Below are 22,146 nucleotides of genomic sequence, written 5' to 3'. Positions count from 1 at the left end.
GACCCGGAACGGGAATCTTTACGGCCGACCGGACGTTGACCGGATGACGACGACAGCGACACCTGTCCTGTGGGCGACAAGCCCGGGAGGCACGATTCATGAGTGAGCGAGCTCTCCGCGGCACGCGCCTCGTGGTTACCAGCTACGAGACGGACCGCGGCATCGATCTGGCCCCGCGCCAGGCGGTGGAGTACGCATGCCAGAACGGACATCGTTTTGAGATGCCGTTCTCGGTCGAGGCGGAAATTCCGCCGGAGTGGGAGTGCAAGGCGTGCGGCGCCCTGGCACTCCTGGTGGACGGGGACGGCCCCGAGGAGAAGAAGGGCAAGCCGGCGCGCACGCACTGGGACATGCTCATGGAGCGGCGTACCCGCGAGGAGCTGGAGGAGGTGCTGGCCGAGCGGCTGGCCGTCCTGCGCTCCGGTGCCATGAACATCGCCGTGCATCCGCGCGACAGCAGGAAGTCCGCATAGCGGCACCTCCGCGTCAGGGCTTCGGGCCCGGCGCGCGAGCGGTGATGCAGAGCCGCGGGCCGGTGGGCACTTCAGGGTGCGCACCGGCCCGCGGCTTTGTGCGTTTATTTCCCCTTGAGCCGCCACGTCCGCTCTCCGGCTGAGCCACGTCTTTGCGCCGGGCCATGTCCGCGCACGGCCCTGGCCGCACCCCGGAGCCTGCTCCCGTCCCGGGCGCCGGGCCGGGGGTGCTGAGCGCCCCGGGCGCCGAGCAGGGGTATCAGGGGCGGCAGCGGGGGCTCAGCGGCGGCGGGGCGGGATCAGGGGGTCAGCGGGGGCCGGGGGCCGTCGTTGCGCTCCGGACCGGGCTCGGGCGTGCCGTCCTGGCGGATCACCTCGCCCTGGACCACCTTCCCGTCCGGGCGGTGCATCCGGGCCTGCTGGAGGACGTCCTCCAGGCCCCCGGGCGCGGCCCGGCGGATCCGGCGCTCCAGCGAGCGCTCGGCCGAGCGCTTCAGCAGGGAGCGCACCGGCGGCAGCAGCAGAAGCAGCCCCACCGCGTCGGAGATCAGTCCGGGGAGCATCAGCAGCAGCCCGCTGAGCATCAGGAAGCCATTGCCCCCGCTCCCCTTCCCGCCGTCGGCGGGAAGGGCCTGGCCCGCCTGCTGGCGCTGGAGGGTCTCGGTGAGCCCCTGGAAGGCCCGGCGCCCGGCCCGCTTGACCACGGCGCCGCCGACGACGGCACCGCCGACCAGCAGGGCCAGCACCACCAGCCCGCCGGCCTCGGCCGCCACCAGGGTCAGCAGCCAGATCTCCAGCACCAGCCAGGCGGCGACGCCGAGCGGGAGCAGGGTGCGGGCGCGCGAGCGCCGGGGTCCGGGGGCGGTCGGGGGCATGGCACCGGTCGTCATGCTCCCAGTGTGCCTGGCGGCCCGTCGGAGCGTCGTCAGGGGGTGGAGCGTCCCCGCAGCCGGTTGGCGCGATCCGAGACGCCCCAGCCCGCCACCCGCCACAGCGCCTCGATGGCGATGTCGCGGTTCATCTTGGAGTCGCCGTGCTCCCGCTCCACAAAAGTGATCGGGACCTCCACCACGTGATATCCGGAGGCGACGGCCCGGCGGGCGAGGTCGACCTGGAAGCAGTAGCCCTGCGAGGTCACCTGGTCGAGCCCCAGGCCCCGGAGGGTCTCGGCACGGAAGGCGCGGAAGCCACCGGTGACATCGCGGATGGCCAGGCCCAGGAAGAGCCGGGAGTAGGTGCTGCCGCCCCGGGAGAGGATCTCGCGGGACCTGGGCCAGTTCACCACCCGGCCGCCGGGGACCCAGCGGGAGCCGAGGACCAGATCGGCGTTGCGGAGCGCGGTGAGCAGCCGGGGCAGCTCCTCCGGCTGGTGCGAGCCGTCGGCGTCCATCTCGATCAGTACGCCGTAGTCGCGCTCCAGCCCCCAGGCGAAGCCCGCGAGATAGGCGGCACCCAGCCCTTCCTTGCCCTTGCGGTGCAGGACGTGCACCTGGGCGTCGGCCCCGGCCAGCTCGTCGGCGATCTTGCCGGTGCCGTCGGGGCTGTTGTCGTCGGCGACGAGGACATCCACGTCGGGCACGGCCTCGCGCACCCGGCCGACGATGGCCTCGATGTTCTCGGCCTCGTTGTAGGTCGGGATGATCACCAAGGATCTGCCGAGCGGCCCGTACCGCTTTCCCTGGGCTTCGCTGTCCCTAGCGCCGTCGTTCACTGCTGGCCCCTTTGATGTCCGTGCTCAGGGACCACCTTAGCGATCGTCGGCACCACCTCCGCGACGGCACGGACGGCCGGGGGTGCGCGCGGAGGGGTCCGGCCTCCTTCGGGCCGACCTGGAACCCGCTGGCTGCGGGTCGACCGAGAGCCGTTGTCTACTGAACGCCGGACCCCGTCCGGGTCGCACCCGCCGCCCGGCAAAAACCTTCCCTCGCGCCCGGCGCGGCGGTCGCCGGGCCTGGCTCCCAGTGGCCGTGCCCGGTGCGGCGCACAGCCCCATGGCCCAGCGGCGTTCGACGGGAGCGCGGAGGTCTGCCGGTCGGACGTCCTGTGGTGGACGCGGCCGAACCTACCGGCCACCGGCCGCTCCATGTCAACAGTCGTGCGATCTGCGCGGTTTGCGGCATTCAGTCGCCTCTCCGGCGAAGATCCGCAGGTCGCGGCCGACCACCCCGGGGACCGTCCCGGGGTACGGAAGCTCCGCACGTCACCCGTTCAGCGGGTCACCACCCGGGTCACATCCCGGGTCACATCCCGCGCTCCCAGACGGTCCGCCCGCCGACCACCGTCCGCAGACAGACCGGCAGTTCGCCGCCGGGGGTGAGATCGGGCAGTCCGGGGGTGCCCGAGCGGGGGTCGGTGGACCAGCGGGCCACCCGGTCGTCGGGGGCCTGCACCACCAGGTCACCGGTGCGCCACACGGCGTAGTCGGCGGGGGCGCCGGGGACCAGGATCCCGGCGTCGTCCCGGCCGGTGGCCCGCCAGCCGCCCCGGGTGTGGGCGGTGAACGCGGCCCGGACCGAGATCCGGTGCTCCGGCGTCCGGTGGAAGGCGGCGGCCCGGACGGTGCCCCAGGGGTCCAGCGGGGTGACCGGGGAGTCGGAGCCCAGCGCCAGCGGCACCCCGGCCCGCAGCAGCGCCGCGAAGGGGTTGAGGGTCCTCGCCCGGTCCACCCCCAGCCGGTCGGCGTACATGCCCTCGTCACCGCCCCAGAGGGCGTCGAAGGCGGGCTGCACGGAGGCGGTGAGCCCCAGCTCGGCGAAGGCGGCGATGGTCTCGGGGGTCATCATCTCGGCGTGTTCCACCCGGTGGCGGGCGGCGCGCACCCGGGCGAGCCCGACCCGCTCGGCGGCGGCCCGTACCCCCGTGACGACGGCGGTGACGGCGGCGTCCCCGATGGCGTGGAAACCGGCCTGGAGCCCCGCCTCGGTGCAGGCGGTGACATGGGCGGCGATGGTGTCGGCGTCGATATGGGACACCCCGGTGTGTCCCGCGTCGGCGTAGGGGCGGTGCAGACAGGCGGTGTGGGAGCCGAGGGAGCCGTCCACGAAGAGATCGCCGGCCGCGCCCGCGGCGCCCAGCTCCCGGACCCGCCGGGCGCCCCGCGCGCCGGCGATGGCCTCGGCCCAGTAGCCCACCACCCGCGGGCCGGTGCCGGCCGCCGCGAGGGCGAGCAGCCCGGTGAAGTCGTCCTCGCCGGAGATCTCGGGCCCGGCGCACTCATGGACGGTGCCGATGCCCAGCGACGCGGCCCGCGCCAGGGCGGCGCGCTGGGCGGCCTCGCGCTGGGCGGGGGTGACGGCACCATGGGCGGCGGCCCGTACGGCGTGGTGGGCGTCGCCGGTGAGCGGCCCGTCGGGGTGGTGGCCGTCGAGTCCGGTGACCCCGGGGACCAGGTCGAGCAGGGCGGTGGAGACGACGGCCGAGTGGACGTCGATCCGGGTGAGGTAGAGGGGGCGCCCGCCGGCGGCGGCGTCCAGCTCGGCCCGGGTGGGGTGGCGGCGCTCGGGCCAGCGGGCGGCGTCCCAGCCGTGGCCGAGGAGCACCTGGCCCCCGGGGCGGCCCGCGCTGTGCTCCCGTACCAGGGCGAGGGCGTCGGCCAGGCTCCTCGCGCCGCTCAGATCGAGCCCGGTCAGGGCCAGGCCGGTGGCGGTGGTGTGCACATGGGCGTCGGTGAACGCCGGGGTCACCAGCGCTCCGTCGAGGTCGACGATCTCGTCCACCCCGGTGGCGAAGGCGTCGGCGGCCCCCTCGGAGCCGACCCAGGCGACATGGCCGCGCTCCACGACCATCGCGGTGGCGAACGGGTCGGCGGGGCTGTGGACTTCTCCGCCGCGCAGCAGCGTGGTGCGGTGCTCGCCGGGGAGGGCGGTGCTCTCGGTCATGGGCATCAGCCTAGGCCGGGCGGTGCGCCGGGCCGCGTGCCGGGCCCCGGCCGGTGTCCCCCGAGGGCGCCGGGGCCCCGAGCCGCCCGGCGCGGCTCAGATGCGGGGCGGGCGGGCCTCGTAGGGGGTGGAGAGGACGACGGTGGTGCGGGAGGAGACCCCGGCCAGCGAGCGGATCCTGCTGAGCAGGTGCTCCAGCTCCAGCGGGGTGGCGACCCGTACCTTGAGGATGTAGTTCTCGTCCCCGGCGACGCTGTGGCACGCCTCGATCTCGGGGACCCCGGCGAGCCGTTCGGCGATGTCGTCCGGGGCGCTCGGGTCGAACGGCTTGACCGAGATGAAGGCGGTGAGCGGCAGCCCGACCGCCTCGGGGTCGACCACCGCCGCATAGCCGCGGATGACACCGCGCTGCTCCAGCCTGCGGACCCGCTGATGCACGGCCGAGGTGGAGAGGCCGGTGGCCTTGCCGAGGTCGGTGTAGCTCATGCGCCCGTCCCGGACGAGCAATTCAACGATCTGACGATCCAGGTCCTCCATGTGGATCAACTTAAGGGCCGGAGCGACTTCCGGCACAGCGGGATGGCGCCCACCGGGGCCACCGGACCGAACATGTGACGAACACCACAGAAGTGCGAGGCTCTGGACCGTGACCCGACGGTTACCCACCGATCGCGATGGGAAGTGCTTGGTGTGGTCGAGGCCACATGAGCCTGGTTGGCCCACCCGAGGGGGAGAACCCATGCAGAATGTCAGAAATATCCGTGCCGTAACGGAGCCTCTTGATCCGGCCGAGCAGGACGGGATCGACGAGTTCGACGCGTACGACACCTTTGAGATGTACCGGGTGGTCTGCCCGGACTGCTCCCAGCCGATCGCCCTGCTCGCCGAGGAGGACGTCCTCCCGGAGCACGCGCTCTGCCCCACTCCGTGGAACCCGTTCGGGCTGACCGTGTGCGGCGGCACCGGGCGCCCGGCGGCGCAGGCGAGCCCCGCCGACGACGGGTTCGCCCCCCAGGAGCAGGAGATGGGGCTGCTGCTGACGCTCCCTCAGGGGCTGGACTGGCGGATGCAGCCGTTCTCGCATGTCGGCGGGCCGGGCTCGCAGCCGCTGCGCCGGCACGCCGCCTGATCCGGGCCGGTCACCGGCCCGCCGGACCACGGTCCGGCGGGCTCATGGAAGGACGGCGGGTCCCCGCGCGTCCCCGGTGCCACCGCACGCCCTCCGGCCCGCCCCTGGTCCCGCCGGACGCCGCTCGGCGCGCCCTTGGGGTCCCGCCGGACGCTCAGCGCGTCTCGGGCCCCACCAGATGGCGGGCGATGACCATGCGCTGGATCTGGTTGGTGCCCTCCACGATCTGGAGCGCCTTCGCCTCCCGCATCAGCCGCTCGACCGGGAAGTCCGTCGTGTAGCCATAGCCCCCGAGCACCTGAACGGCGTCCGTGGTCACCGCCATGGCCGCGTCGGTGCAGAAGAGCTTGGCCATCGCGGCCTCCCGGGAGAACGGCACGCCCCGGTCACGGCGGCGCGCGGCGGCAAGGTAGAGCGCGCGGCCCGCCTCGACCCGGGTCGCCATGTCGGCGAGCAGAAAGCGCAGCCCCTGGAAGTCGGCGATGGCGCGGCCGAACTGGTGGCGCCCGGCCGCATAGCCGACCGCCGTGTCCAGCGCCGCCTGGGCGATGCCCACGGCACAGGCGGCGATGCCCAGCCGGCCGGAGTCCAGCGCGGAGAGCGCGATGGCGAAGCCCTGCCCCTCCTCGCCGAGCCGCCGGGCGTCGGGGACCCGTACCCCGTCGAAGTGGAGCTGGGCGGTGGGTGAGCCCTTCATGCCCATCTTCTTCTCGGGCGCGGCGGCGGTCAGTCCGGGCGCGTCGCCCGGCACCAGGAAGGCGCTGATGCCCTTGGGGCCCTCGGCGCCGGTACGGGCGAGGACCGTATAGAAGTCGGCGATACCGCCATGGGTGATCCATGCCTTGGTACCGGTGATGACCCAGTCGTCGCCGTCCCGGACGGCCCGGGTGCGCAGCGAGGCGGCGTCGGAGCCGGAGGAGGGCTCGGAGAGGCAGTAGGCGCCCAGGAGTCCGCCGCCGAGCATGTCGGGCAGCCACTCGGTCCGCTGCTCCTTGGTGCCGTAGCCGGCGAGGGCGTGGCAGGCGAGGGTGTGCACGCTGACACCGAGCCCCACCGTCAGCCGGGCGGCGGCCAGTTCCTCCAGGACCTGGAGGTAGACCTCGTAGGGCTGTTCCCCGCCGCCGTACTCCGTGGGGTAGACGAGGCCGAGCAGGCCCGATCCGGAGAGCAGGGTGAAGACCTCCCGGGGGAAGCGGCCCGCTTCCTCCTCCTGGGCCGCGCGCGGCCCGATCTCCCGCTGGGCGATGTCGCGCGCCAGCGCCAGGAGTTCCTGGGATTCCTCGGTGGGCAGCTCTCGATCCACCGGCTGCGGAACGCGGTCGGACATAGCGGCGCTCTCCTCACTGTCGGGCCCGGGGCGTCGCGCGCTCGGGGTTTCGGCGCGCCCCGCCGGGTCTTTCGCCGTGCCGTCGCCGCCCTCCGGATCGCGGTGGACGGCATGCGGCGGTGGCGCGTCGAGTATGCCCGATCAACAGACTTCCGTCACGGGCGAAGTGCGGAAATCTGCTTTTCCGCACGGCCCCGTAGGCCGATTGCCCGTTCGAGAGTGAGAGAGGGTGCGAGGGCGTGCGGGAGGGGTGCGAGAAGGATTCCCCGGAAGGCCCGGGGGAAATCCCCCCGCGTCAATTCGATAATGGTCCAGACCTATGGGAAGGCCGGGTTCCCGGGCCGGGCGGGGTCCGCCCCCGGCCACGGCTCCGACCGCGGTTCCGGCCGCGACTCCTGCCGTGGTTCCGACCGGGACTCCTGGCGTGGCTCCTGCCGTGGCTCCGTCCGCGGCGGTACGGCGGGGGTGAACGGTGGTACGGGCAGCTCGGGGACGAACTCCGCGACGGTCACCAGGGTGGCTCTCAGCAGGGAGGTCAGCAGCTCGCACAGAACGTCGCGCCCCGGGTCGTCCTGATGTCCGAGCCAGTCCAGGGCGATCTGTTCCACCGAGGCGAGCCAGCCGATGAGCGCGAGCCGGGCGGTCGCGGGGATCTCCCGTGTGCCATAGGCCCCTTCGGCGACGGCGGCCACCAGCTCCTCCCGTACCGCGTCGCGCACCGACTGCACATCGGTGTCGAAACCGACCCCGCCGGTGGCGATGGTACGGAAAGCGGCCTCATTGTTCTGGGCGTATCGGAGATATCCGTCGACGGTACGCCGCACCCGTTCCGCGCCCGGGAGTTCGGGGTCCTGGGTGGCCCGGGAGACGAGACCGGCGACCGAATCCTCGACAATGGCGAGGTAATAACCGCGTTTGCTGGTGAAGTAGTAGTAGATCAGTCCTTTCGCCACACCCGCCTGACGCGCGATGTCATCCATCGACAAGGCGTCGTAGGAGGTATGGGCGAACAACTTCCGCCCGGTCGCGATGAGTTCGGCGCGGCGGGTCCGGGGCCTTTCGGCGGCGGCCCGCCGTTCGTCGTTCTGCACACAGCGACCCTATGCCGCGCGCGGACAGCGGCTCCGCGCACGGACGGAAGCCACCCCCATGGGGTGGCCGCCGAGGACCCGGAAGACTAGAGCAGACCGAGCCGGGTGACCAGCATCGCGACGACGACCACCAGGACCCAGCCCGCGATGTGCTCGACCAGCTCGGAGCGGTCGTCGTCGGGGCCGCCGGTGCGGCTGCGGGCGGTGGTGGGGGACAGCGCGGCGGAGGGGGTTCCTGTGCTCATGATCGGGCTCGCTCGGGTCGTGGGGCTGATGCGCCGGTCCGGCACCGGGGGCGCCGGCCGACCCGACCACAGTGCCAGCGGCCGGGCGTCCGGGGTAGGAGCCAGGTCACTCCCCCGGGCACCCGGCCGGGGCCGGGCCCGGGGCTCAGCCGATCCCGAGGGCCGTCACGGCCTTGGGCTCAGCGGATCCCGAGGTCCTTCAGGGCCCGGCGCTGGGCGCCCGTGGGCTGCTGCGGCCAGTAGAGATAGCAGACCCCGCCGCTCCCGGAGGCGGTCTTCCCCTCGGCGGTGTGCCGCTTGGTCCGCAGCCAGATGTTCTCCCACTCCCGGCGGCGGTAGATCCGCCGCACGGCCCCGTTGTGCGGGGACGCGGGGTCGTTGGCGATCACATCGCCGTCGGCGGTGAAGCCGATCACCGTCATCAGATGCCCCGAGGTGCCGTACCCCGCCCCGGTCAGCTCCTCGGCGCGGAAGGACTGCGAGGTGATCAGCGGAATCCCGGCGCCGACCAGCCGCTCCGCCTCCGTCAGCGAGCCGAGCCGGGTGACCACGGCGTTCATCCCCGGGTAGGCCGCCGCGTAGGCCGCGTTGAAGGGCCAGTTCCCGCACCCCCGGTACCGGTGGTCATAGGTGCTCCGGGCGGCATGGCAGACCTGGGGGTCGGAGTAGGCGGGGTCGACCCAGGCGAGGTCGGCGGGGGCCGGGCGCCGCCCCCAGTACTCGATGATCATCTGTGAGGAGGTGGGGCTGCACCACGCCTCGCCACCGTTGTCGTACTCGGGGTAACGGCCGAGGTGGACATGTTGCGAGTAGCGGGGCACCACCAGCTCCCGGGCGGGGCCGGGCTCGGACGCGGGCACGGTGAAGCGGTCGGGGACATCGGAGGCCATGGCGCCCACCCGGTGCACCACCGGGGTGAGCCGGGTGCCGGGCCTGCGGAAGAGGGTGACCCGCAGCCGGTAGGAGACCAGCCGGGGGCCGGCCGCCGCGTCGTCCACGGAGAGGGTGTCCGTCCAGACACTCGCCCGCCCGTCGCCCTGCCCGTCCACCGAGGTGCGCCGGATGTCGCCGTCGCCCGCCGCCCACCGGCCCAGGACGAACCACGGTGTCGAGCCGCCGCCCGCGTACCCGGCACGCACCTCCACCTGGATCCAGGTGCCGGGCGGGGTGTCGGCGTTCCAGGAGGGAATGATCTCGGTCGCCGGGAGAGCCGGCCGGTGCGAGGGCGAGGTCCAGGTGGCGTACTCCCAGACCGCCGTACGGCCGGTGTGCGGATCGGCGTACTCCCGCCGGCCGGCCGGGTCGGCGATCACCACACCGGGGCGCGGGGCCGCCACGGCCCGGACCCCGTCGGGGGTGCCCCGGCCCCAGTCCCGGTACGAGCTCCAGAAGCGGTTGTCCACGCCGGGGGTGCGGGCGGCCCGGCCCGGGGCGGTGGTGGAGCCGGGGGCCCGGGCGGCGGCGGGACCCGCGGTGAGCACACCCGCCCCCGTCAGGGTCCCGACCGCGGCGGACAGGACGGTTCGGCGCGATGTGGGCATGGGTTCCCCCTTGGTCGTCGGCGGCCGGGCGGCGGTCGTACGACCGCCGGGGCCGTGGTCGGTCCGGCACAGGTACAAACACAGACACACGTACAGACACAGGCACGGGTACAGACACAGACAGCGGCCACTATCTCGGGAACCGCCCCCTCCGGCCAGCGTCCGCGCCCGGGAGCGGCTCCCCTCCTGTACCGCCCCACCGGAACCGGCCGCCCACGACCCCCTGCCCCTCTGGCCCCCTGACCCCGCACCGGCGCCCGGCGCCCGGCCCGCCCCGGTGCGTAGGCTGGCCGGATGGACGCCCTCGACCGGCTGGCCCGGACCCTGCGCGCGCTGCCGCCCTCCTGCGGCCCGGTGCGGCTGATCGGCGTCGACGGACACGCCGGATCGGGCAAGAGCACCTTCACCGCACGCCTCGCCACCGCCCTCGCCACCGGCGACCCTGGCCCCGACACCGAATCTGTCCCCGTCCTCCATCTGGACGACCTGGCCAGCCATGCGGAGCCCTTCGCCTGGACCGCACGGTTCCGCTCCCAGCTCGCCGGGCCGCTGGCCGGGGGCAGGACCGGGTACTACGCGCCGTACAACTGGACCGCACGCCACTTCTCCCCACCACGCGCCCTCCCCCCCGCCCCCATCGTGCTGATCGAGGGCGTCGGCGCCGGACGGCGGGAGCTGCGCCCCCTGCTCGCCGCGGTGCTCTGGATGGAACGTGACGCCGAGGGCTCCTGGCGGCGCGGGCGCCACCGCGACGGCAGCGGGCTGAGCGCCTTCTGGGACGGCTGGACGGTGGCGGAGACCCGCCATTTCGCCGACGACCCCTCCCGCCCGTTCGCCGATGTCCTGGTACAGGAGTGTCCCCAGGGGTACCGCATGACGCCGGGCCCTCGCGCAACCGCAGGCGAGAGCCAATTCCTTACGCTCGGTGACGACACATCCGCGCCAAACCGACCAGTCGGAAATCTGCCGCAGGACTGCCCGAACTCTGCTTGACCGAGGGGCCTTAACGGGCTTACGTTCTCAATGTGCGGCTTTGGAGCTGCCACAAACACGAAGCCCCCGGTTGTTCCCCCGTGACCGGGGGCTTCGTTCTGCCCTCAACAGGCCCTCGGGAAGCGGGATCCTCTCACCCTCGGTCACCACCTCCGGGCTCGCCGGGCGGCACCCTTAAGCTGCCCTCCCCGCGCGGGTACGATGCCCTTCTGTGGGGTCATATCCCGCTCACGGCAGGGCGGTTCGGCGCGGTGCCACCGGCCCACCCTCCGACGACGGGTCCCGGGAAGCACATTCCCCCCGACGGACGCACGGCCGCATGGGCCGGACAGGGCGCAGGCGCACTTCGTGGGGGACCTGATGGACATCGGCACACAGGGCGCACCGGACCCGGCCGACCTCGCCTGGGTGCGCGCCGTGGACGCCTACACCATGGGCGCCTACCCCCAGGCGGAGGAGGAGTTCCGCACGGCGGTACGGCTCGACCCCGGGATGGCCGACGGCTGGCTCGGTCTGCACGCACTGCGGGTGGACACCTCCAACGCGCTGCTGCGGATGTACCGCGCCCGGGACCGCTTCGGCGAACAGCGCGCCCGGCACCGCCGCACCCTCAACTCCTGGTACTGGCTGGGCTGGTGGGTCCAGCCGGTGCTGGAGACCCCGCGCGATCTGCTGCTCGCCCATGCCTCCCACTGGCTCGACGGCCGTCATGTGGCCGAGCTGGACCGGGCGCTGGCGGGACTGCCCCCGGTGGACACCGACCCCCAGGTGCGTTTTCTGCACGCCTGCCGCTCCTATCTGGTCAAGGACTGGGAGCAGTTGGTCCGGCACACCGAGTCCCTGGTGGACGACGCGCTGCTCGGGATCGAGGCGGGGCTCTTCGGCGGGATGGCCCGGGTGCGGCTGGAGATGTACGGGCAGGCGGAGCCCCTGCTGTCGGCGGCGCTGATGCGGTGCCGCAGCGAGCAGCCGCAGCGCAAGGAGCTGCGGTACTGGCTGGCCCGTGCCCATGAGGGCACCGGCCGCAGCGCCGCCGCCCTGCCGCTGTACCGGGCGGTGCACCGGATCGACCCCGCCTTCATGGACACCTCCGCCCGGCTCGCCGCGATCTCGGCGTACGACGGCATAGAGGGGGTCGACGGGGTGGATGTGGCGGACGGCTTCGACACCTCGGCCGGGCTCGCCGTCTCCCTGGCGGGCTTCGGACAGGAGAGCACGGAGGAGCGGGCGGAGAGCGAGAGCGTTCCGGGGGCCGAGCCCCGGCCCGTCGGCGACGGGCCGGTACCGCAGTCCGGGGGCGGCGCGGCGGGCGCACTCCCCGGGGCGGGGCGGCGCCGGGCCCGTGCGGCGGGCGGGGACGGCCGCCCGCCGGTGCCCACCGGCCCCACCGACCCCGCGCTGCTGGCCCAGGCGCTCTCCGAGCTGGAGCGGATGGTGGGGCTCGAACCGGTGAAGCGGCAGGTCAAAGCGTTGTCGGCACAGCTGGAGATGGCCCGGCTACGGGCCGGGCAGGGCCTTCAGGTCCAGCCGCCCAAGCGCCACTTCGTCTTCTCCGGGCCGCCCGGCACCGGGAAGACCACCGTGGCGCGGATCCTGGGGCGGGTCTTCTACGCCCTCGGCCTGCTCGGCGGCGACCATCTGGTGGAGGCCCAGCGCTCCGACATGGTGGGCGAGTATCTGGGCCAGACCGCGGTGAAGGCCAATGAGCTGATCGACTCCGCCCTCGGCGGGGTGCTCTTCGTGGACGAGGCGTACTCGCTGGCCAACTCCGGCTACAGCAAGGGCGACGCCTATGGCGACGAGGCCCTCCAGGTGCTGCTGAAGCGCGCCGAGGACAACCGCGACCATCTGGTCGTCATCCTCGCCGGCCATCCCGAGGGCATGGACCGGCTGCTCACCGCCAGCCCCGGGCTCGCCTCGCGCTTCACCACCCGGGTCGACTTCCCCTCGTACCGCCCCCTCGAACTGACCGCGATCGGCGAGGTGCTGGCGGCGCAGAACGACGATGTCTGGGACGAGGAGGCGGTGGACGAGCTGCGGTCCATCAGCGGTCATGTGGTGGACCAGCGGTGGATCGACGAGCTGGGCAACGGACGGTTTCTGCGCACCCTGTACGAGAAGAGCTGCGCCTACCGCGATCTGCGGCTCTCGGGGTATCCGGGCACCCCGACCCGGGAGGATCTGGCCACCCTGCGGCTGCCCGATCTGATGCAGGCGTACGGGGAGGTCCTGTCGGGCCGGGGTCCGCTGGAGCGCGGCCCGCAGGACCCCCCGCTCTGACCCCGGAGCCCGGGCGGAGGTTCCGGGCGGGGCTCCGGTGCGAGGGCTCCGGTGCGGGGGCTCAGCTGACCAGGGCGATCCCCCCGGTGGTCCGGGAGGTCGGCGAGGAGAGCGGCGCGGTGGGGTGCGAGGGGTCCCGTACCTCCCCCACCAGGGTCTCCAGTACGTCCTCCAGAGCCACCAGGCCCAGGACCCGCCCGGCGGGATCGGCGACCTGGGCGAGATGGGTGGCCGCCCGCCGCAGCACGGTGAGGGCCTCGTCCAGGGGCAGTTCGGCGGCGAGGGTGGTCATGGGCCGCCACACCCGCCGGGGCACCGCCCGCTCCCGCTCCTCCAGGTCGAGGACGTCCTTCACATGGAGATAGCCCGCATAGGGCCCGGTGGCGTCGCCGCGCACCGGGAAGCGGGAGTAGCCGGTGCGTACGGTCAGCTCCTCGATCTGCCGGGGGGTGACCGAGGGGTCCACCGTCACCAGTGCGGACCGGGTGATCAGCACCTCGCTGACCGGGCGGCTGCCGAGTTCCAGGGCGTCCCCCAGCCGTTCCTGTTCGGCCGGGTCCAGCAGTCCCGCCTGACCCGAGTCGGCCACCAGCCGCCCCAGCTGGGTCCGGGTGAAGACCGCCTCGACCTCCTCCCGGGGCTCGACCCCGCAGCAGCGCAGCACCGCCCGGGCCAGGGCCTCGAAGGCGGCGGTCACCGGGTGGCAGAGCCGGGCGAAGGCGACCAGGCCGGGGCCGAACCAGAGCGCCGTGCTCTCCGGGGCGGCCAGCGCCAGATTCTTGGGCACCATCTCCCCGATGACCAGATGGAGGCAGACCACCACGGCGAGCGCGACCGCGTAGCCGAGGGGGTGGACCAGCCCCGTCGGGACCCCCGCCGTATGGAGGACGGGTTCCAGGATCCGGGCGACGGTGGGTTCGGCCACCGCCCCCAGGGTGAGCGAGCAGACGGTGATGCCGAACTGGGCCGCCGCCATCATCCGGGGCAGGTGCTCCACCCCGTACAGCACCCGCCGGGCGCGGGCCGAGCCCTGGGCGGCGAGCGGTTCGATCTGGCTGCGGCGCACCGAGACCAGGGCGAACTCGGCGCCGACGAAGAAGCCGTTGGCGAGGACCAGACCCAGGGCGAGCAGCAGTTGGAGGGCGCTCATCGCACCGCCTCCCGGTCGGTCGCGGCGGCGGTGCGGACCAGGCGTACCCGGCCGGCCCGGTAGCGGTCGACCTGCCGCACGGACAGCCGCCAGCCGGGCAGTTCGGCCCGGTCGCCGGGGGCGGGGATCCGGCCGAGGAGATCGGCGACCAGCCCGGCGACCGTGTCATAGGGGCCGTCGGGGACATCGAGCCCCATCCGGCGCAGGGTGCCGACCCGGCAGCTCCCGGCGGCCTCCCAGGCGGGCCGGCCGTCCTCGGGGGCGAGGGCGGCCAGCTCGGGCCGGGTGTCGGTCTCGGTGTCGTGCTCGTCGCGGACCTCGCCGACGAGTTCCTCCACGATGTCCTCCAGGGTGACGACACCGGCCGTACCGCCGTACTCGTCCACGACCACGGCGAGCGGCTGCTCGCTGCGGAGCCGGTCCAGCAGCCGTTCGACCGACAGGGTCTCGGGGACCAGCAGCGGCGGGGCGGCGAGGGAGCCGACGGGGGTACGGGGCCGGGCCGCCACGGGCACCGCGAGGGCGTCCTTGAGATGGACCGTCCCGACGATGTCGTCGATGCGCTCCCGGTAGACGGGGAAACGGGAGAGTCCGGTGGCCCGGGTGAGGTTGAGGACATCGGCGGCGGTGGCGTCGGCGTGCAGGGCGACCGTACGGACCCGTGGGGTCATCACATGCTGCGCGGTGAGCCGCCCGAGGGAGAGGGTCCGGACGAAGAGATCGGCGGTGTCCTGCTCCAGCGCGCCCGCGCGGGCCGAGTGCCGGGCGAGGAAGACCAGCTCCGCGGGGGTACGGGCGGACGCCTGCTCCTCGGCGGGCTCCACGCCGAAGAGCCGGACGATCCGGTTGGCCACCGCGTTGAGCAGGGTGATCAGCGGACGGAAGAGGGTGGAGAAGAGCCGCTGGGGTCCGGCGGTGAACCGGGCCACCTGGAGCGGCCGGGAGACCGCCCAGTTCTTGGGGACCAGTTCGCCGATCACCATCTGGACGGCGGAGGCCAGCAGCATCCCGGTGCCGACGGCGATGCCGGGCACGGCGCCGTCCGGGACCCCGGCGGCGGTCAGCGGCGGGGAGAGCAGGGCCGAGAGCGCGGGCTGGGCGAGCGCCCCGACGGCGAGCGAGGTGAGGGTGATGCCGAGCTGGGTGCCCGACAGCTGGAAGGAGAGTTCCCTGAGGGCCTCGACGACCCGGCGGGCGCGGCGGTCGCCGTCGGCCGCCGCGCGTTCGGCCTCCGGCCGCTCCACGGTGACCAGGCCGAACTCGGCGGCGACGAAGAAGCCATTGGCGAGGATCAGCAGACAGGCCGCGCTCAGCGGCACCAGGGTGGGGGTCATACGGCCGCCTCGGGGGCGGCGGGGGTACTGCCGGACGGTCCGTCCATGGCCGGAGGGTGTCACTCCTCTGGTCGCAGGTGTCCCCAGGAGGCCGTGGCCCGCCGCACGCGGGACACGGAAAGGGGACGGGGCGCGCTCGGCGCCACCGTGACCAGATTAAGCATGCCCGGCCGTGGCGGGGCAGGGGCAGCGCCGGGCCCGCCGCCCCCGCCACCGGGACGCGGGGGCACGGCTCCCCGGCCAGAACGCTAGGGCTCGACGCCGCCGCGCGACTCGGCGAGGGCGCGCAGCGCCCGTGCGTCGCTGATGGCCTGCTCACGGGCGATTCCGGGCTGGATGCCGAGGACCGGGTGGCTGGAGCCGTCGCTCAGATCGAGAAAGACCCAGGGGTCGCCGGTGCGGAGATTGACCCGAAGGATCTCCGCCCATTCGAGGCGGCGGACACGGGTGATGTTGACGACCGTGACCCCGGCGGCGTCGGCGACCACCTTGGGCCGGGCCAGCAGACAGAGCACCCCGAGGAAGATGCAGGCGGTGAAGACGAAGCTGATCCGCTCACCGGGGTTGAGCCGGTTCAGGGTGAGCCCGGCGAAGCTGATCACGCCGAACATGAGCACGCCGACGGTGAGCAGCACGACCCGGGTACGGGTGGGGCGGAAGGTGACGGGCAGTGCGGGCGTGGCGGCGGCGTCGGAGGAGCCGGTGGGGCCGGGGGCTGCCGCAGGGGTGGAGGAGGGGGTGGACATGGTCGCTTCCTCAGAGCCGGCAGGCGTGGATCGCGGTGGTCAGGATGGCGCGGGCGCCCAGCTCGTACAGATCGTCCATGATCCGCTGGGCCTCCTTGGCGGCGACCATGGAGCGCACGGCGACCCAGCCCTCGTGGTGCAGGGGGGAGATCGTCGGGGATTCGAGGCCGGGGGTGAGGGCCACGGCCTGCTCCAGGTGCTCGACCCGGCAGTCGTAGTCCATCATCACGTAGGAGCGGGCCACCAGGACGCCCTGGAGACGGCGGAGGAACTGCCGCACCTTGGGGTCGTCGGCGGTGGCGCCGGTACGGCGGATGACGACCGCCTCGGAGGTCATGATGGGCTCGCCGATCACTTCGAGGCCCGCGTTCCGCAGGGAGGTGCCGGTCTCGACCACATCGGCGATGATCTGGGCCACGCCCAGTTCGACGGCGGTCTCGACGGCACCGTCGAGGTGGACCACGGAGGCGTCGATGCCGTGGTCGGCGAGGTGCTTGGCGACGATGCCCTCGTACGAGGTGGCGACGGTCATCCCGCCGAAGTCGGTGACATCGCTCGCGGTGCCCGGCCGGGTGGCGTAGCGGAAGGTGGAGCGGGCGAAGCCCAGCTGAAGGATCTCCTCCGCGCTCGCTCCGGAGTCGAGCAGCAGATCACGGCCGGTGATCCCGATGTCGAGACGGCCGGAGCTGACATAGATGGCGATGTCCCGGGGGCGGAGGTAGAAGAACTCCACCTCGTTCTCGGGGTCGACCAGTACCAGCTCTTTGGACTCCTTGCGCTGCTGGTAGCCGGCCTCATGGAGCATCGCCGACGCAGGTCCGGACAGTGAACCCTTGTTGGGGACGGCGATACGCAGCATGAGGTCGGCTTCCTTCGCGTAGGACGTGAGTGGTGAAGGGGACGGGTGGGATCGGGAGGGATCAGGAGAGCGGTCCGGCCGGCCGGGTCGTACACCCGGCCGGGGCGGCGGCCCGCGGGATCAGAGGTGGGCGTAGACGTCGTCCAGGGAGATCCCGCGCGCCACCATCATCACCTGGACGTGGTAGAGCAGCTGGGAGATCTCCTCGGCGGCGGCTTCCTTGCTCTCGTGCTCGGCGGCCATCCAGACTTCGGCGGCCTCCTCGACGACCTTCTTGCCGATGGCGTGGACGCCCTTGTCCACCAGTTCGGCGGTCCGCGAGGAGGCGGGGTCGCCGTGGGTCGCCTTGTGCTGAAGCTCGGTGAAGAGTTCTTCGAAGGTTTTGTTCGCCATGATGGTCCCAGGGTACGGGGTGGGGGGTGCCGCTCAGCGCCAGGGTTCACTGACCGAACGGAGGGTCGTGGCGGTGGCGACGGCGGCGGTGACCGCTTCGTGTCCCTTGTCCTCGCGGGACCCCTCAAGACCGGCCCGGTCGAGCGCCTGCTCCTCGGTGTCGCAGGTCAGTACGCCGAAACCGATGGGGACCCCGGTGTCGACGGCGACCTGGGTGAGGCCCTGGGTGACGCCCTGACAGACATAGTCGAAGTGCGGGGTGCCACCCCGGACGACCACGCCCAGCGCGACGACGGCGTCGTAGCCGCGTTCGGCGAGCACCTTGGCGACCACCGGCAGTTCGAAGCTGCCGGGGACCCGCAGCAGGGTCGGTTCGTCGATGCCCAGCTCGCGGAGGGCGCGCAGGGCGCCCTCGACCAGACCGTCCATGATCTTCTCGTGCCACAGGGCAGCGATCACGGCGACACGGAGGTCGCCGCAGTTGCGTACCGACAGTTCGGGTGCGCCGTTGCCGCTCACGCTTCTCCTCGGTGGTGTGGGGTCGGTGGTACGGATGCGGTTGGTACGGGTTCGGTTGGTACCGATTCGGTGGTACGGGTCCGGTTGGTGCAGGTTCGCTTGGTACGGGGCCGGTGGCTACTGGTGGGCGCAGGTCGACACGGGGGCCGTGTCCAGACCGGGCAGCTGGTGGCCCATCCGGTCCCGCTTGGTGCGCAGATAGCGCAGATTGTGCTCGCCGGCCTGGATCGGCAGCTGCTCCCGGCCGTGGACGGTCAGCCCGTGCCGGACCAGCGCGTGGATCTTGTCGGGGTTGTTGGTGATCAGCCGGAGGCTGCGGACCCCGAGGTCGGCGAGGATCTGGGCGCCCGCAGCGTAGTCACGGGCGTCGGCGGGCAGGCCGAGTTCGAGATTGGCGTCGAGGGTGTCCCGGCCGCGCTCCTGGAGTTCGTACGCGCGCAGCTTGGGCAGCAGGCCGATGCCCCGGCCCTCATGGCCGCGGAGATAGACCACGACACCGCGCCCGGCGTCGGTGATGTGCTCCATGGAGGCATGCAGCTGGGGGCCGCAGTCGCAGCGCAGCGAGTGGAAGATGTCGCCGGTGAGGCACTCGGAGTGGACCCGGACGACGATGTCCTCGCCGTCGCCGATCTCGCCGTGGACCAGGGCGATGTGCTCGACGCCGTCGATGGTGGAGCGGTAGCCGTAGGCGGTGAAGCGGCCGAAGGCGGTCGGCAGATCGACGGCGGCCTCGCGCTCGACGGTCCGTTCGGTGGCCCGGCGGTGGGCGATCAGGTCCTCGATGGAGATGATCGTCAGTCCGTGCTTACGGGCGAACGGGACCAGCTCGGGCAGGCGGAGCATGCGGCCGTCCTCGCCCGCGATCTCCACGATGGCCCCGGCGGGGCGCAGCCCGGCGAGCCGGGCGAGGTCGACGGCGGCCTCGGTGTGGCCGTTGCGCACCAGGACACCGCCGGGGCGGGCGCGCAGCGGGAAGACATGGCCGGGGCGGACGAAGTCGGCGGGCCCGGCCTCGCCGCCGGCGAGCAGCCGCAGGGTGGTGGTGCGGTCGTCGGCGCTGACGCCGGTGGTGACGCCGTGGACGGGGGCGGCGTCGACGGAGACGGTGAAGGCGGTCTGCATGGACTCGGTGTTGCGGTCCACCATCTGGGGCAGGGCGAGCCGGTCCAGCTCGTCGCTGTCCATGGGGGCGCAGATCAGGCCGCGGCACTCGCTCATCATGAAGGCGATGATCTCGGGGGTGGCCTTCTCGGCGGCGATGACGAGATCGCCCTCGTTCTCCCGGTCCTCGTCGTCGACGACCACGACGGGGCGGCCCGCGGCGATGTCCCTGATCGCCTGTTCGACGGGGTCGAGGGCGAAGTCCTCACGGTTGTCGGTGGAGTACCAGGTGGGTGTGTCGGTCCCGGTCCCGGTCCCGGTGCCGGTATCGGCACCGGCATCGGTCTGGGTCGCGGTCTCGGTCTCAGGGGTGACGGTGGTGTTCATGCGGGGACTCCTTTGAGAACCGGGGTACGGGAGCGCAGCCACCAGTCCCGCAGGCCCCACAGGACCAGTACGAAGTAGAGGATGTAGACGATCCCGGAGAAGGCGAGACCGCTGCTGAAGGCGAGGGGGACACCGACGAGGTCCACCAGGAGCCAGGCGAACCAGAACTCCACCAGGCCTCTGGCCTGGGCGATCATCGCCACCAGGGTGCCGACGAAGATATAGGCGTCGGCCCAGGGGCTCCAGGAGAGCGAGGGGTAGGCGAGGAAGATCCCGGCGACCGCGACCGTCCCGGCGGCGGCGCCGCCCGCCAGCAGGGCGCGCTCCTTCCAGCTCGCGAAGCGGACGGCGATGGAGCCGTCACGGGCCTGGCGGCTGCCGAGGGTCCACTGCCGCCAGCCCCAGAGCGCGACCCCGATGACCAGGAGCTGCTTGCCGACGCCACCGGCGAGGTCGGCGGAGGAGTACGCGGCCACCAGCACGAGCCCGGAGACCAGCTGGGCGGGCCAGGTCCAGATGGAGCGGCGCCAGCCCAGCGCCAGGGCGATCAGGCCGATGGTGTTGCCGACCATGTCGGACCACTTGATGTCCTGGCCGAAGGCGGTGAAGGCGACCGAGTTGAGGGTGTCGAAGGCGCTCACGATCCGGCCTCCGGGGTATCCGGAGCACCGGGAGCACCGGGGACGCGGTGGCCGAGCAGCCGCTCGACATACTTGGCGATCACATCGACCTCGATGTTCACAGGGTCGCCGCCGCCCTTGACCCCCAGGGTGGTCAGGGCGAGCGTGGTGGGGATGAGACTGACGCTGAAGCGGTCGTCGCCCGCCTCCACCACCGTGAGGCTGACGCCGTCGACCGTGATGGAGCCCTTCTCGACCACATAGCGGGCGAGCGCGGGCGGCAGTGCCACCGTGACCAGCTCCCAGTGGTCCGCGCGGACGCGGTCCAGGATGGTGCCGACACCGTCGACATGGCCCTGGACGACATGGCCGCCGAACCGGCCGCCGACCGGTGTGGGGCGCTCCAGATTGACGCGGTCGCCGGGGGTGAGGGCGCCGAGGCTGGAGCGCTTGAGGGTCTCGGCCATCACATCGGCGGTGAACTCGCCGTCGCCGTGGTCGACCACGGTCAGACAGACACCGTTGACGGCGATCGAGTCGCCGTGCCGTGCGCCATCGGTGACCAGGGGGCCGCGCAGCCGGAAGCGGGCGGAGTCGCCGAGCTGCTCGACGGCGGTGACCTCACCCAGTTCCTCGACGATTCCGGTGAACACTTCAGCGCTCCTTGGCTACGGGGACGGGGGCAGGGGCAGGGGCAGGGGCAGGGATGGTGGCGGCGACCGCGGTGATCCGCAGATCGGGGCCGATGCGCACGGTCTCCGTCATGTGGAGCCGCAACGCCTGGGCGATCGTGGTGATTCCGGCGCCGCCGAGGGCGGTGGGGCCCGCGCCGAGGAGGGCGGGGGCGAGATAGCCGATGACCTTGTCGACGGCACCGGCCGCGACGAAGGCCCCGGCGAGGGTGGGACCGCCCTCCAGGAGGACGGAGCGGACACCCCGGCCGTACAACACGGCGAGCAGGGCGTGGATGTCCAGCCCGCCGCCCGCGCCGGGCGGCAGGACCACGGTGTCGACGCCGGTCAGACGGCTGGTGTCGGCGTGCTCGCCGACGGCGATCAGGGTCGGTGCGGCGCCGTCGAGGACCCTGGCCCCCGGGGTCGCGGTGGCATGGGTGTCCACGACGACCCGCAGGGGCTGGACGGCGCCCTCGATCCCGCGCACCGCGAGATGCGGGTCGTCGGCGGCGAGGGTGCCGGAGCCGATGACCACCGCGTCGCACTCGGCGCGCAGCCGGTGGACGTCGGCGCGGGACTCGGCGGAGGTGATCCAGCGGCTGGTGCCGTCCTCGGCGGCGATCCGGCCGTCGAGGGTGGCGGCGTACTTCCACAGGACATGGGGGCGGCCCCGGCGTACGGAGGTGAGCCAGGCGGCGTTGACGGCCTCGGCCTCCTCGGCGAGGAGGCCGGACTCGACCCGGACCCCGGCCGCGCGCAGCACCGAGGCGCCACCGGCGGCCTGCGGGGTGGGGTCGGCCACGGCGTGTACGACCCGGCTGATCCCGGCGGCGCGCAGGGCCTCGGCGCAGGGGCCGGTACGGCCGGTGTGGGCGCAGGGTTCGAGGGTGACATAGGCGGTGCCGCCCCGGGCGCGGTCACCCGCGGCGGCGAGGGCGTGGACCTCGGCATGGGGTCCGCCCGCGCGCCGGTGCCAGCCGGTTCCGGCGATCTCCCCGGCGGCGTCGGTGATGACACATCCGACGACGGGGTTGGGGCTGGTGGAGCCGAGTCCGCGGGCGGCGAGCGCGATGGCTCGGCGCATGGCGGCGATGTCGGCTGGGGTGGCCACCGGGTCCTCCTGCCTGTTCGGGCACGGACTCCGGGGCTGTCGAGGTCGACAGGGACGGGAAGCGCCGAACAGACGGCGACGCCGGGGCCGCCGACGACAGGGACCACCCCTGATGGGGCGATCAGTCGCCTGGAACGGCCGGCGTGCCGTGAAAGGGCCACCCGCCGCGCACTGCCTCCCATCCGGACTTTCACCGTCGGTCCAGGAATTTCACCTGGTCAACCGGCCGCTGGCTGCGGACGGGTCGCGGACTGTAACCGCCGGCTCGGAATTGCACCGACCCCGGAGTGCGCTG

The 22,146-nt window shown here is 73.1% G+C and carries 21 protein-coding genes, 1 pseudogene and 1 riboswitch; of the genes and pseudogenes, 4 read left to right on the top strand and 18 right to left on the bottom strand.

Annotated elements, in window-relative coordinates; genetic code table 11:
- Positions 1–98: 98 nt before the first annotated feature.
- Positions 99–473: an RNA polymerase-binding protein RbpA gene (locus ABT354_RS29990; protein WP_114627560.1), complete on the top strand. Its 375-nt coding sequence runs from the start codon at positions 99–101 to the stop codon at positions 471–473.
- Between the two features lie 299 nt (positions 474–772).
- Here ABT354_RS29990 and fxsA read toward each other — a convergent pair whose 3' ends face one another.
- From fxsA to ABT354_RS29970, 4 genes are all read right to left on the bottom strand, one after another.
- Positions 773–1,363 carry an FxsA family membrane protein gene (gene fxsA, locus ABT354_RS29985; protein ID WP_351499524.1) on the bottom strand — a complete coding sequence of 197 codons (591 nt, stop codon included), beginning with the start codon at positions 1,361–1,363 and terminating at the stop codon, positions 773–775.
- 35 nt (positions 1,364–1,398) lie between these two features.
- Positions 1,399–2,184: a polyprenol monophosphomannose synthase gene (locus ABT354_RS29980; protein WP_351499522.1), complete on the bottom strand. Its 786-nt coding sequence runs from the start codon at positions 2,182–2,184 to the stop codon at positions 1,399–1,401.
- A 529-nt stretch (positions 2,185–2,713) separates the two neighbouring features.
- On the bottom strand, positions 2,714–4,351 hold the full coding sequence (locus tag ABT354_RS29975) for an amidohydrolase (protein ID WP_351499520.1): 1,638 nt from the start codon (positions 4,349–4,351) through the stop codon (positions 2,714–2,716).
- A gap of 96 nt (positions 4,352–4,447) precedes the next feature.
- A complete protein-coding gene (locus tag ABT354_RS29970) occupies positions 4,448–4,888 on the bottom strand; it encodes an Lrp/AsnC family transcriptional regulator (protein WP_323448465.1) in 441 nt (146 codons plus the stop codon).
- 202 nt (positions 4,889–5,090) lie between these two features.
- Between ABT354_RS29970 and ABT354_RS29965 the strand changes: the two genes are divergently transcribed.
- Positions 5,091–5,480 (top strand): hypothetical protein, encoded by a 390-nt coding sequence (locus ABT354_RS29965; RefSeq protein WP_351499518.1) that lies wholly within the window; start codon positions 5,091–5,093, stop codon positions 5,478–5,480.
- Between the two features lie 154 nt (positions 5,481–5,634).
- Here the strand turns inward: ABT354_RS29965 and ABT354_RS29960 are convergent, their stop codons facing one another.
- From ABT354_RS29960 to ABT354_RS29945, 4 genes and pseudogenes are all read right to left on the bottom strand, one after another.
- Positions 5,635–6,807 (bottom strand): acyl-CoA dehydrogenase family protein, encoded by a 1,173-nt coding sequence (locus ABT354_RS29960; RefSeq protein ID WP_351499517.1) that lies wholly within the window; start codon positions 6,805–6,807, stop codon positions 5,635–5,637.
- Between the two features lie 464 nt (positions 6,808–7,271).
- Positions 7,272–7,898 (bottom strand): annotated as a pseudogene (locus ABT354_RS29955) (TetR/AcrR family transcriptional regulator); the annotation flags it as partial.
- Between the two features lie 86 nt (positions 7,899–7,984).
- A complete protein-coding gene (locus ABT354_RS29950) occupies positions 7,985–8,143 on the bottom strand; it encodes an SCO1431 family membrane protein (RefSeq protein ID WP_351499515.1) in 159 nt (52 codons plus the stop codon).
- Between the two features lie 179 nt (positions 8,144–8,322).
- A complete protein-coding gene (locus ABT354_RS29945) occupies positions 8,323–9,684 on the bottom strand; it encodes a C39 family peptidase (RefSeq protein ID WP_351499513.1) in 1,362 nt (453 codons plus the stop codon).
- Positions 9,685–9,978: 294 nt separating this feature from the next.
- Between ABT354_RS29945 and ABT354_RS29940 the strand changes: the two genes are divergently transcribed.
- Positions 9,979–10,677, top strand: coding sequence for a uridine kinase family protein (locus tag ABT354_RS29940; protein WP_351499511.1), 699 nt, complete (start codon positions 9,979–9,981; stop codon positions 10,675–10,677).
- 360 nt (positions 10,678–11,037) lie between these two features.
- A complete protein-coding gene (locus ABT354_RS29935; RefSeq protein ID WP_351499509.1) occupies positions 11,038–12,957 on the top strand; it encodes an AAA family ATPase in 1,920 nt (639 codons plus the stop codon).
- A gap of 61 nt (positions 12,958–13,018) precedes the next feature.
- Here ABT354_RS29935 and ABT354_RS29930 read toward each other — a convergent pair whose 3' ends face one another.
- The 10 genes from ABT354_RS29930 to ribD form a co-directional block, all read right to left on the bottom strand.
- A complete protein-coding gene (locus ABT354_RS29930) occupies positions 13,019–14,107 on the bottom strand; it encodes a hemolysin family protein (RefSeq protein ID WP_351499507.1) in 1,089 nt (362 codons plus the stop codon).
- The gene (locus ABT354_RS29925; RefSeq protein WP_351499505.1) at positions 14,104–15,441 is read right to left on the bottom strand and encodes a hemolysin family protein; all 1,338 of its coding nucleotides are present in this window, start codon (positions 15,439–15,441) and stop codon (positions 14,104–14,106) included. The genes ABT354_RS29930 and ABT354_RS29925 overlap by 4 nt, the downstream gene beginning before the upstream one ends.
- Before the next feature lie 248 nt (positions 15,442–15,689).
- Positions 15,690–16,187, bottom strand: coding sequence for a PH domain-containing protein (locus ABT354_RS29920; protein ID WP_351499503.1), 498 nt, complete (start codon positions 16,185–16,187; stop codon positions 15,690–15,692).
- A gap of 10 nt (positions 16,188–16,197) precedes the next feature.
- Positions 16,198–17,046, bottom strand: a complete 849-nt coding sequence (gene hisG / locus ABT354_RS29915; RefSeq protein ID WP_351499501.1) for an ATP phosphoribosyltransferase — start codon at positions 17,044–17,046, stop codon at positions 16,198–16,200.
- Between the two features lie 120 nt (positions 17,047–17,166).
- The gene (locus tag ABT354_RS29910) at positions 17,167–17,439 is read right to left on the bottom strand and encodes a phosphoribosyl-ATP diphosphatase (RefSeq protein ID WP_351499499.1); all 273 of its coding nucleotides are present in this window, start codon (positions 17,437–17,439) and stop codon (positions 17,167–17,169) included.
- A gap of 33 nt (positions 17,440–17,472) precedes the next feature.
- Positions 17,473–17,958 carry a 6,7-dimethyl-8-ribityllumazine synthase gene (gene ribH / locus ABT354_RS29905; protein WP_351499497.1) on the bottom strand — a complete coding sequence of 162 codons (486 nt, stop codon included), beginning with the start codon at positions 17,956–17,958 and terminating at the stop codon, positions 17,473–17,475.
- A gap of 117 nt (positions 17,959–18,075) precedes the next feature.
- Positions 18,076–19,446, bottom strand: a complete 1,371-nt coding sequence (locus tag ABT354_RS29900; RefSeq protein ID WP_351499495.1) for a bifunctional 3,4-dihydroxy-2-butanone-4-phosphate synthase/GTP cyclohydrolase II — start codon at positions 19,444–19,446, stop codon at positions 18,076–18,078.
- Positions 19,443–20,087 (bottom strand): nicotinamide mononucleotide transporter family protein, encoded by a 645-nt coding sequence (locus ABT354_RS29895; RefSeq protein WP_351499492.1) that lies wholly within the window; start codon positions 20,085–20,087, stop codon positions 19,443–19,445. The genes ABT354_RS29900 and ABT354_RS29895 overlap by 4 nt, the downstream gene beginning before the upstream one ends.
- Positions 20,084–20,719, bottom strand: coding sequence for a riboflavin synthase (locus ABT354_RS29890; RefSeq protein WP_351499490.1), 636 nt, complete (start codon positions 20,717–20,719; stop codon positions 20,084–20,086). Before ABT354_RS29890 ends, ABT354_RS29895 begins: the two co-directional genes overlap by 4 nt.
- A gap of 1 nt (position 20,720) precedes the next feature.
- Entirely contained in the window at positions 20,721–21,851 is a 1,131-nt protein-coding gene (gene ribD, locus ABT354_RS29885) for a bifunctional diaminohydroxyphosphoribosylaminopyrimidine deaminase/5-amino-6-(5-phosphoribosylamino)uracil reductase RibD (RefSeq protein ID WP_351499488.1), read from the bottom strand.
- Positions 21,852–22,015: 164 nt separating this feature from the next.
- Positions 22,016–22,146, bottom strand: a riboswitch (FMN riboswitch).

The organism is Streptomyces sp. NPDC000594 (assembly GCF_040299965.1).
GTDB lineage: Bacteria > Actinomycetota > Actinomycetes > Streptomycetales > Streptomycetaceae > Streptomyces.
The sequence above is the reverse complement of the archived record's forward strand: the minus strand, read 5'-3'. Positions and strand labels throughout refer to the sequence as shown.

Coding starts and splice junctions, on each gene's coding strand:
- ABT354_RS29990 (WP_114627560.1), top strand. CDS start 99: ATGAGTGAGCGAGCTCTCCGCGGCACGCGCCTCGTGGTTACCAGCTAC.
- fxsA (WP_351499524.1), bottom strand. CDS start 1,363: ATGACGACCGGTGCCATGCCCCCGACCGCCCCCGGACCCCGGCGCTCG.
- ABT354_RS29975 (WP_351499520.1), bottom strand. CDS start 4,351: ATGACCGAGAGCACCGCCCTCCCCGGCGAGCACCGCACCACGCTGCTG.
- ABT354_RS29970 (WP_323448465.1), bottom strand. CDS start 4,888: ATGGAGGACCTGGATCGTCAGATCGTTGAATTGCTCGTCCGGGACGGG.
- ABT354_RS29965 (WP_351499518.1), top strand. CDS start 5,091: ATGCAGAATGTCAGAAATATCCGTGCCGTAACGGAGCCTCTTGATCCG.
- ABT354_RS29960 (WP_351499517.1), bottom strand. CDS start 6,807: ATGTCCGACCGCGTTCCGCAGCCGGTGGATCGAGAGCTGCCCACCGAG.
- ABT354_RS29950 (WP_351499515.1), bottom strand. CDS start 8,143: ATGAGCACAGGAACCCCCTCCGCCGCGCTGTCCCCCACCACCGCCCGC.
- ABT354_RS29945 (WP_351499513.1), bottom strand. CDS start 9,684: ATGCCCACATCGCGCCGAACCGTCCTGTCCGCCGCGGTCGGGACCCTG.
- ABT354_RS29940 (WP_351499511.1), top strand. CDS start 9,979: ATGGACGCCCTCGACCGGCTGGCCCGGACCCTGCGCGCGCTGCCGCCC.
- ABT354_RS29935 (WP_351499509.1), top strand. CDS start 11,038: ATGGACATCGGCACACAGGGCGCACCGGACCCGGCCGACCTCGCCTGG.
- ABT354_RS29930 (WP_351499507.1), bottom strand. CDS start 14,107: ATGAGCGCCCTCCAACTGCTGCTCGCCCTGGGTCTGGTCCTCGCCAAC.
- ABT354_RS29925 (WP_351499505.1), bottom strand. CDS start 15,441: ATGACCCCCACCCTGGTGCCGCTGAGCGCGGCCTGTCTGCTGATCCTC.
- ABT354_RS29920 (WP_351499503.1), bottom strand. CDS start 16,187: ATGTCCACCCCCTCCTCCACCCCTGCGGCAGCCCCCGGCCCCACCGGC.
- hisG (WP_351499501.1), bottom strand. CDS start 17,046: ATGCTGCGTATCGCCGTCCCCAACAAGGGTTCACTGTCCGGACCTGCG.
- ABT354_RS29910 (WP_351499499.1), bottom strand. CDS start 17,439: ATGGCGAACAAAACCTTCGAAGAACTCTTCACCGAGCTTCAGCACAAG.
- ABT354_RS29900 (WP_351499495.1), bottom strand. CDS start 19,446: ATGAACACCACCGTCACCCCTGAGACCGAGACCGCGACCCAGACCGAT.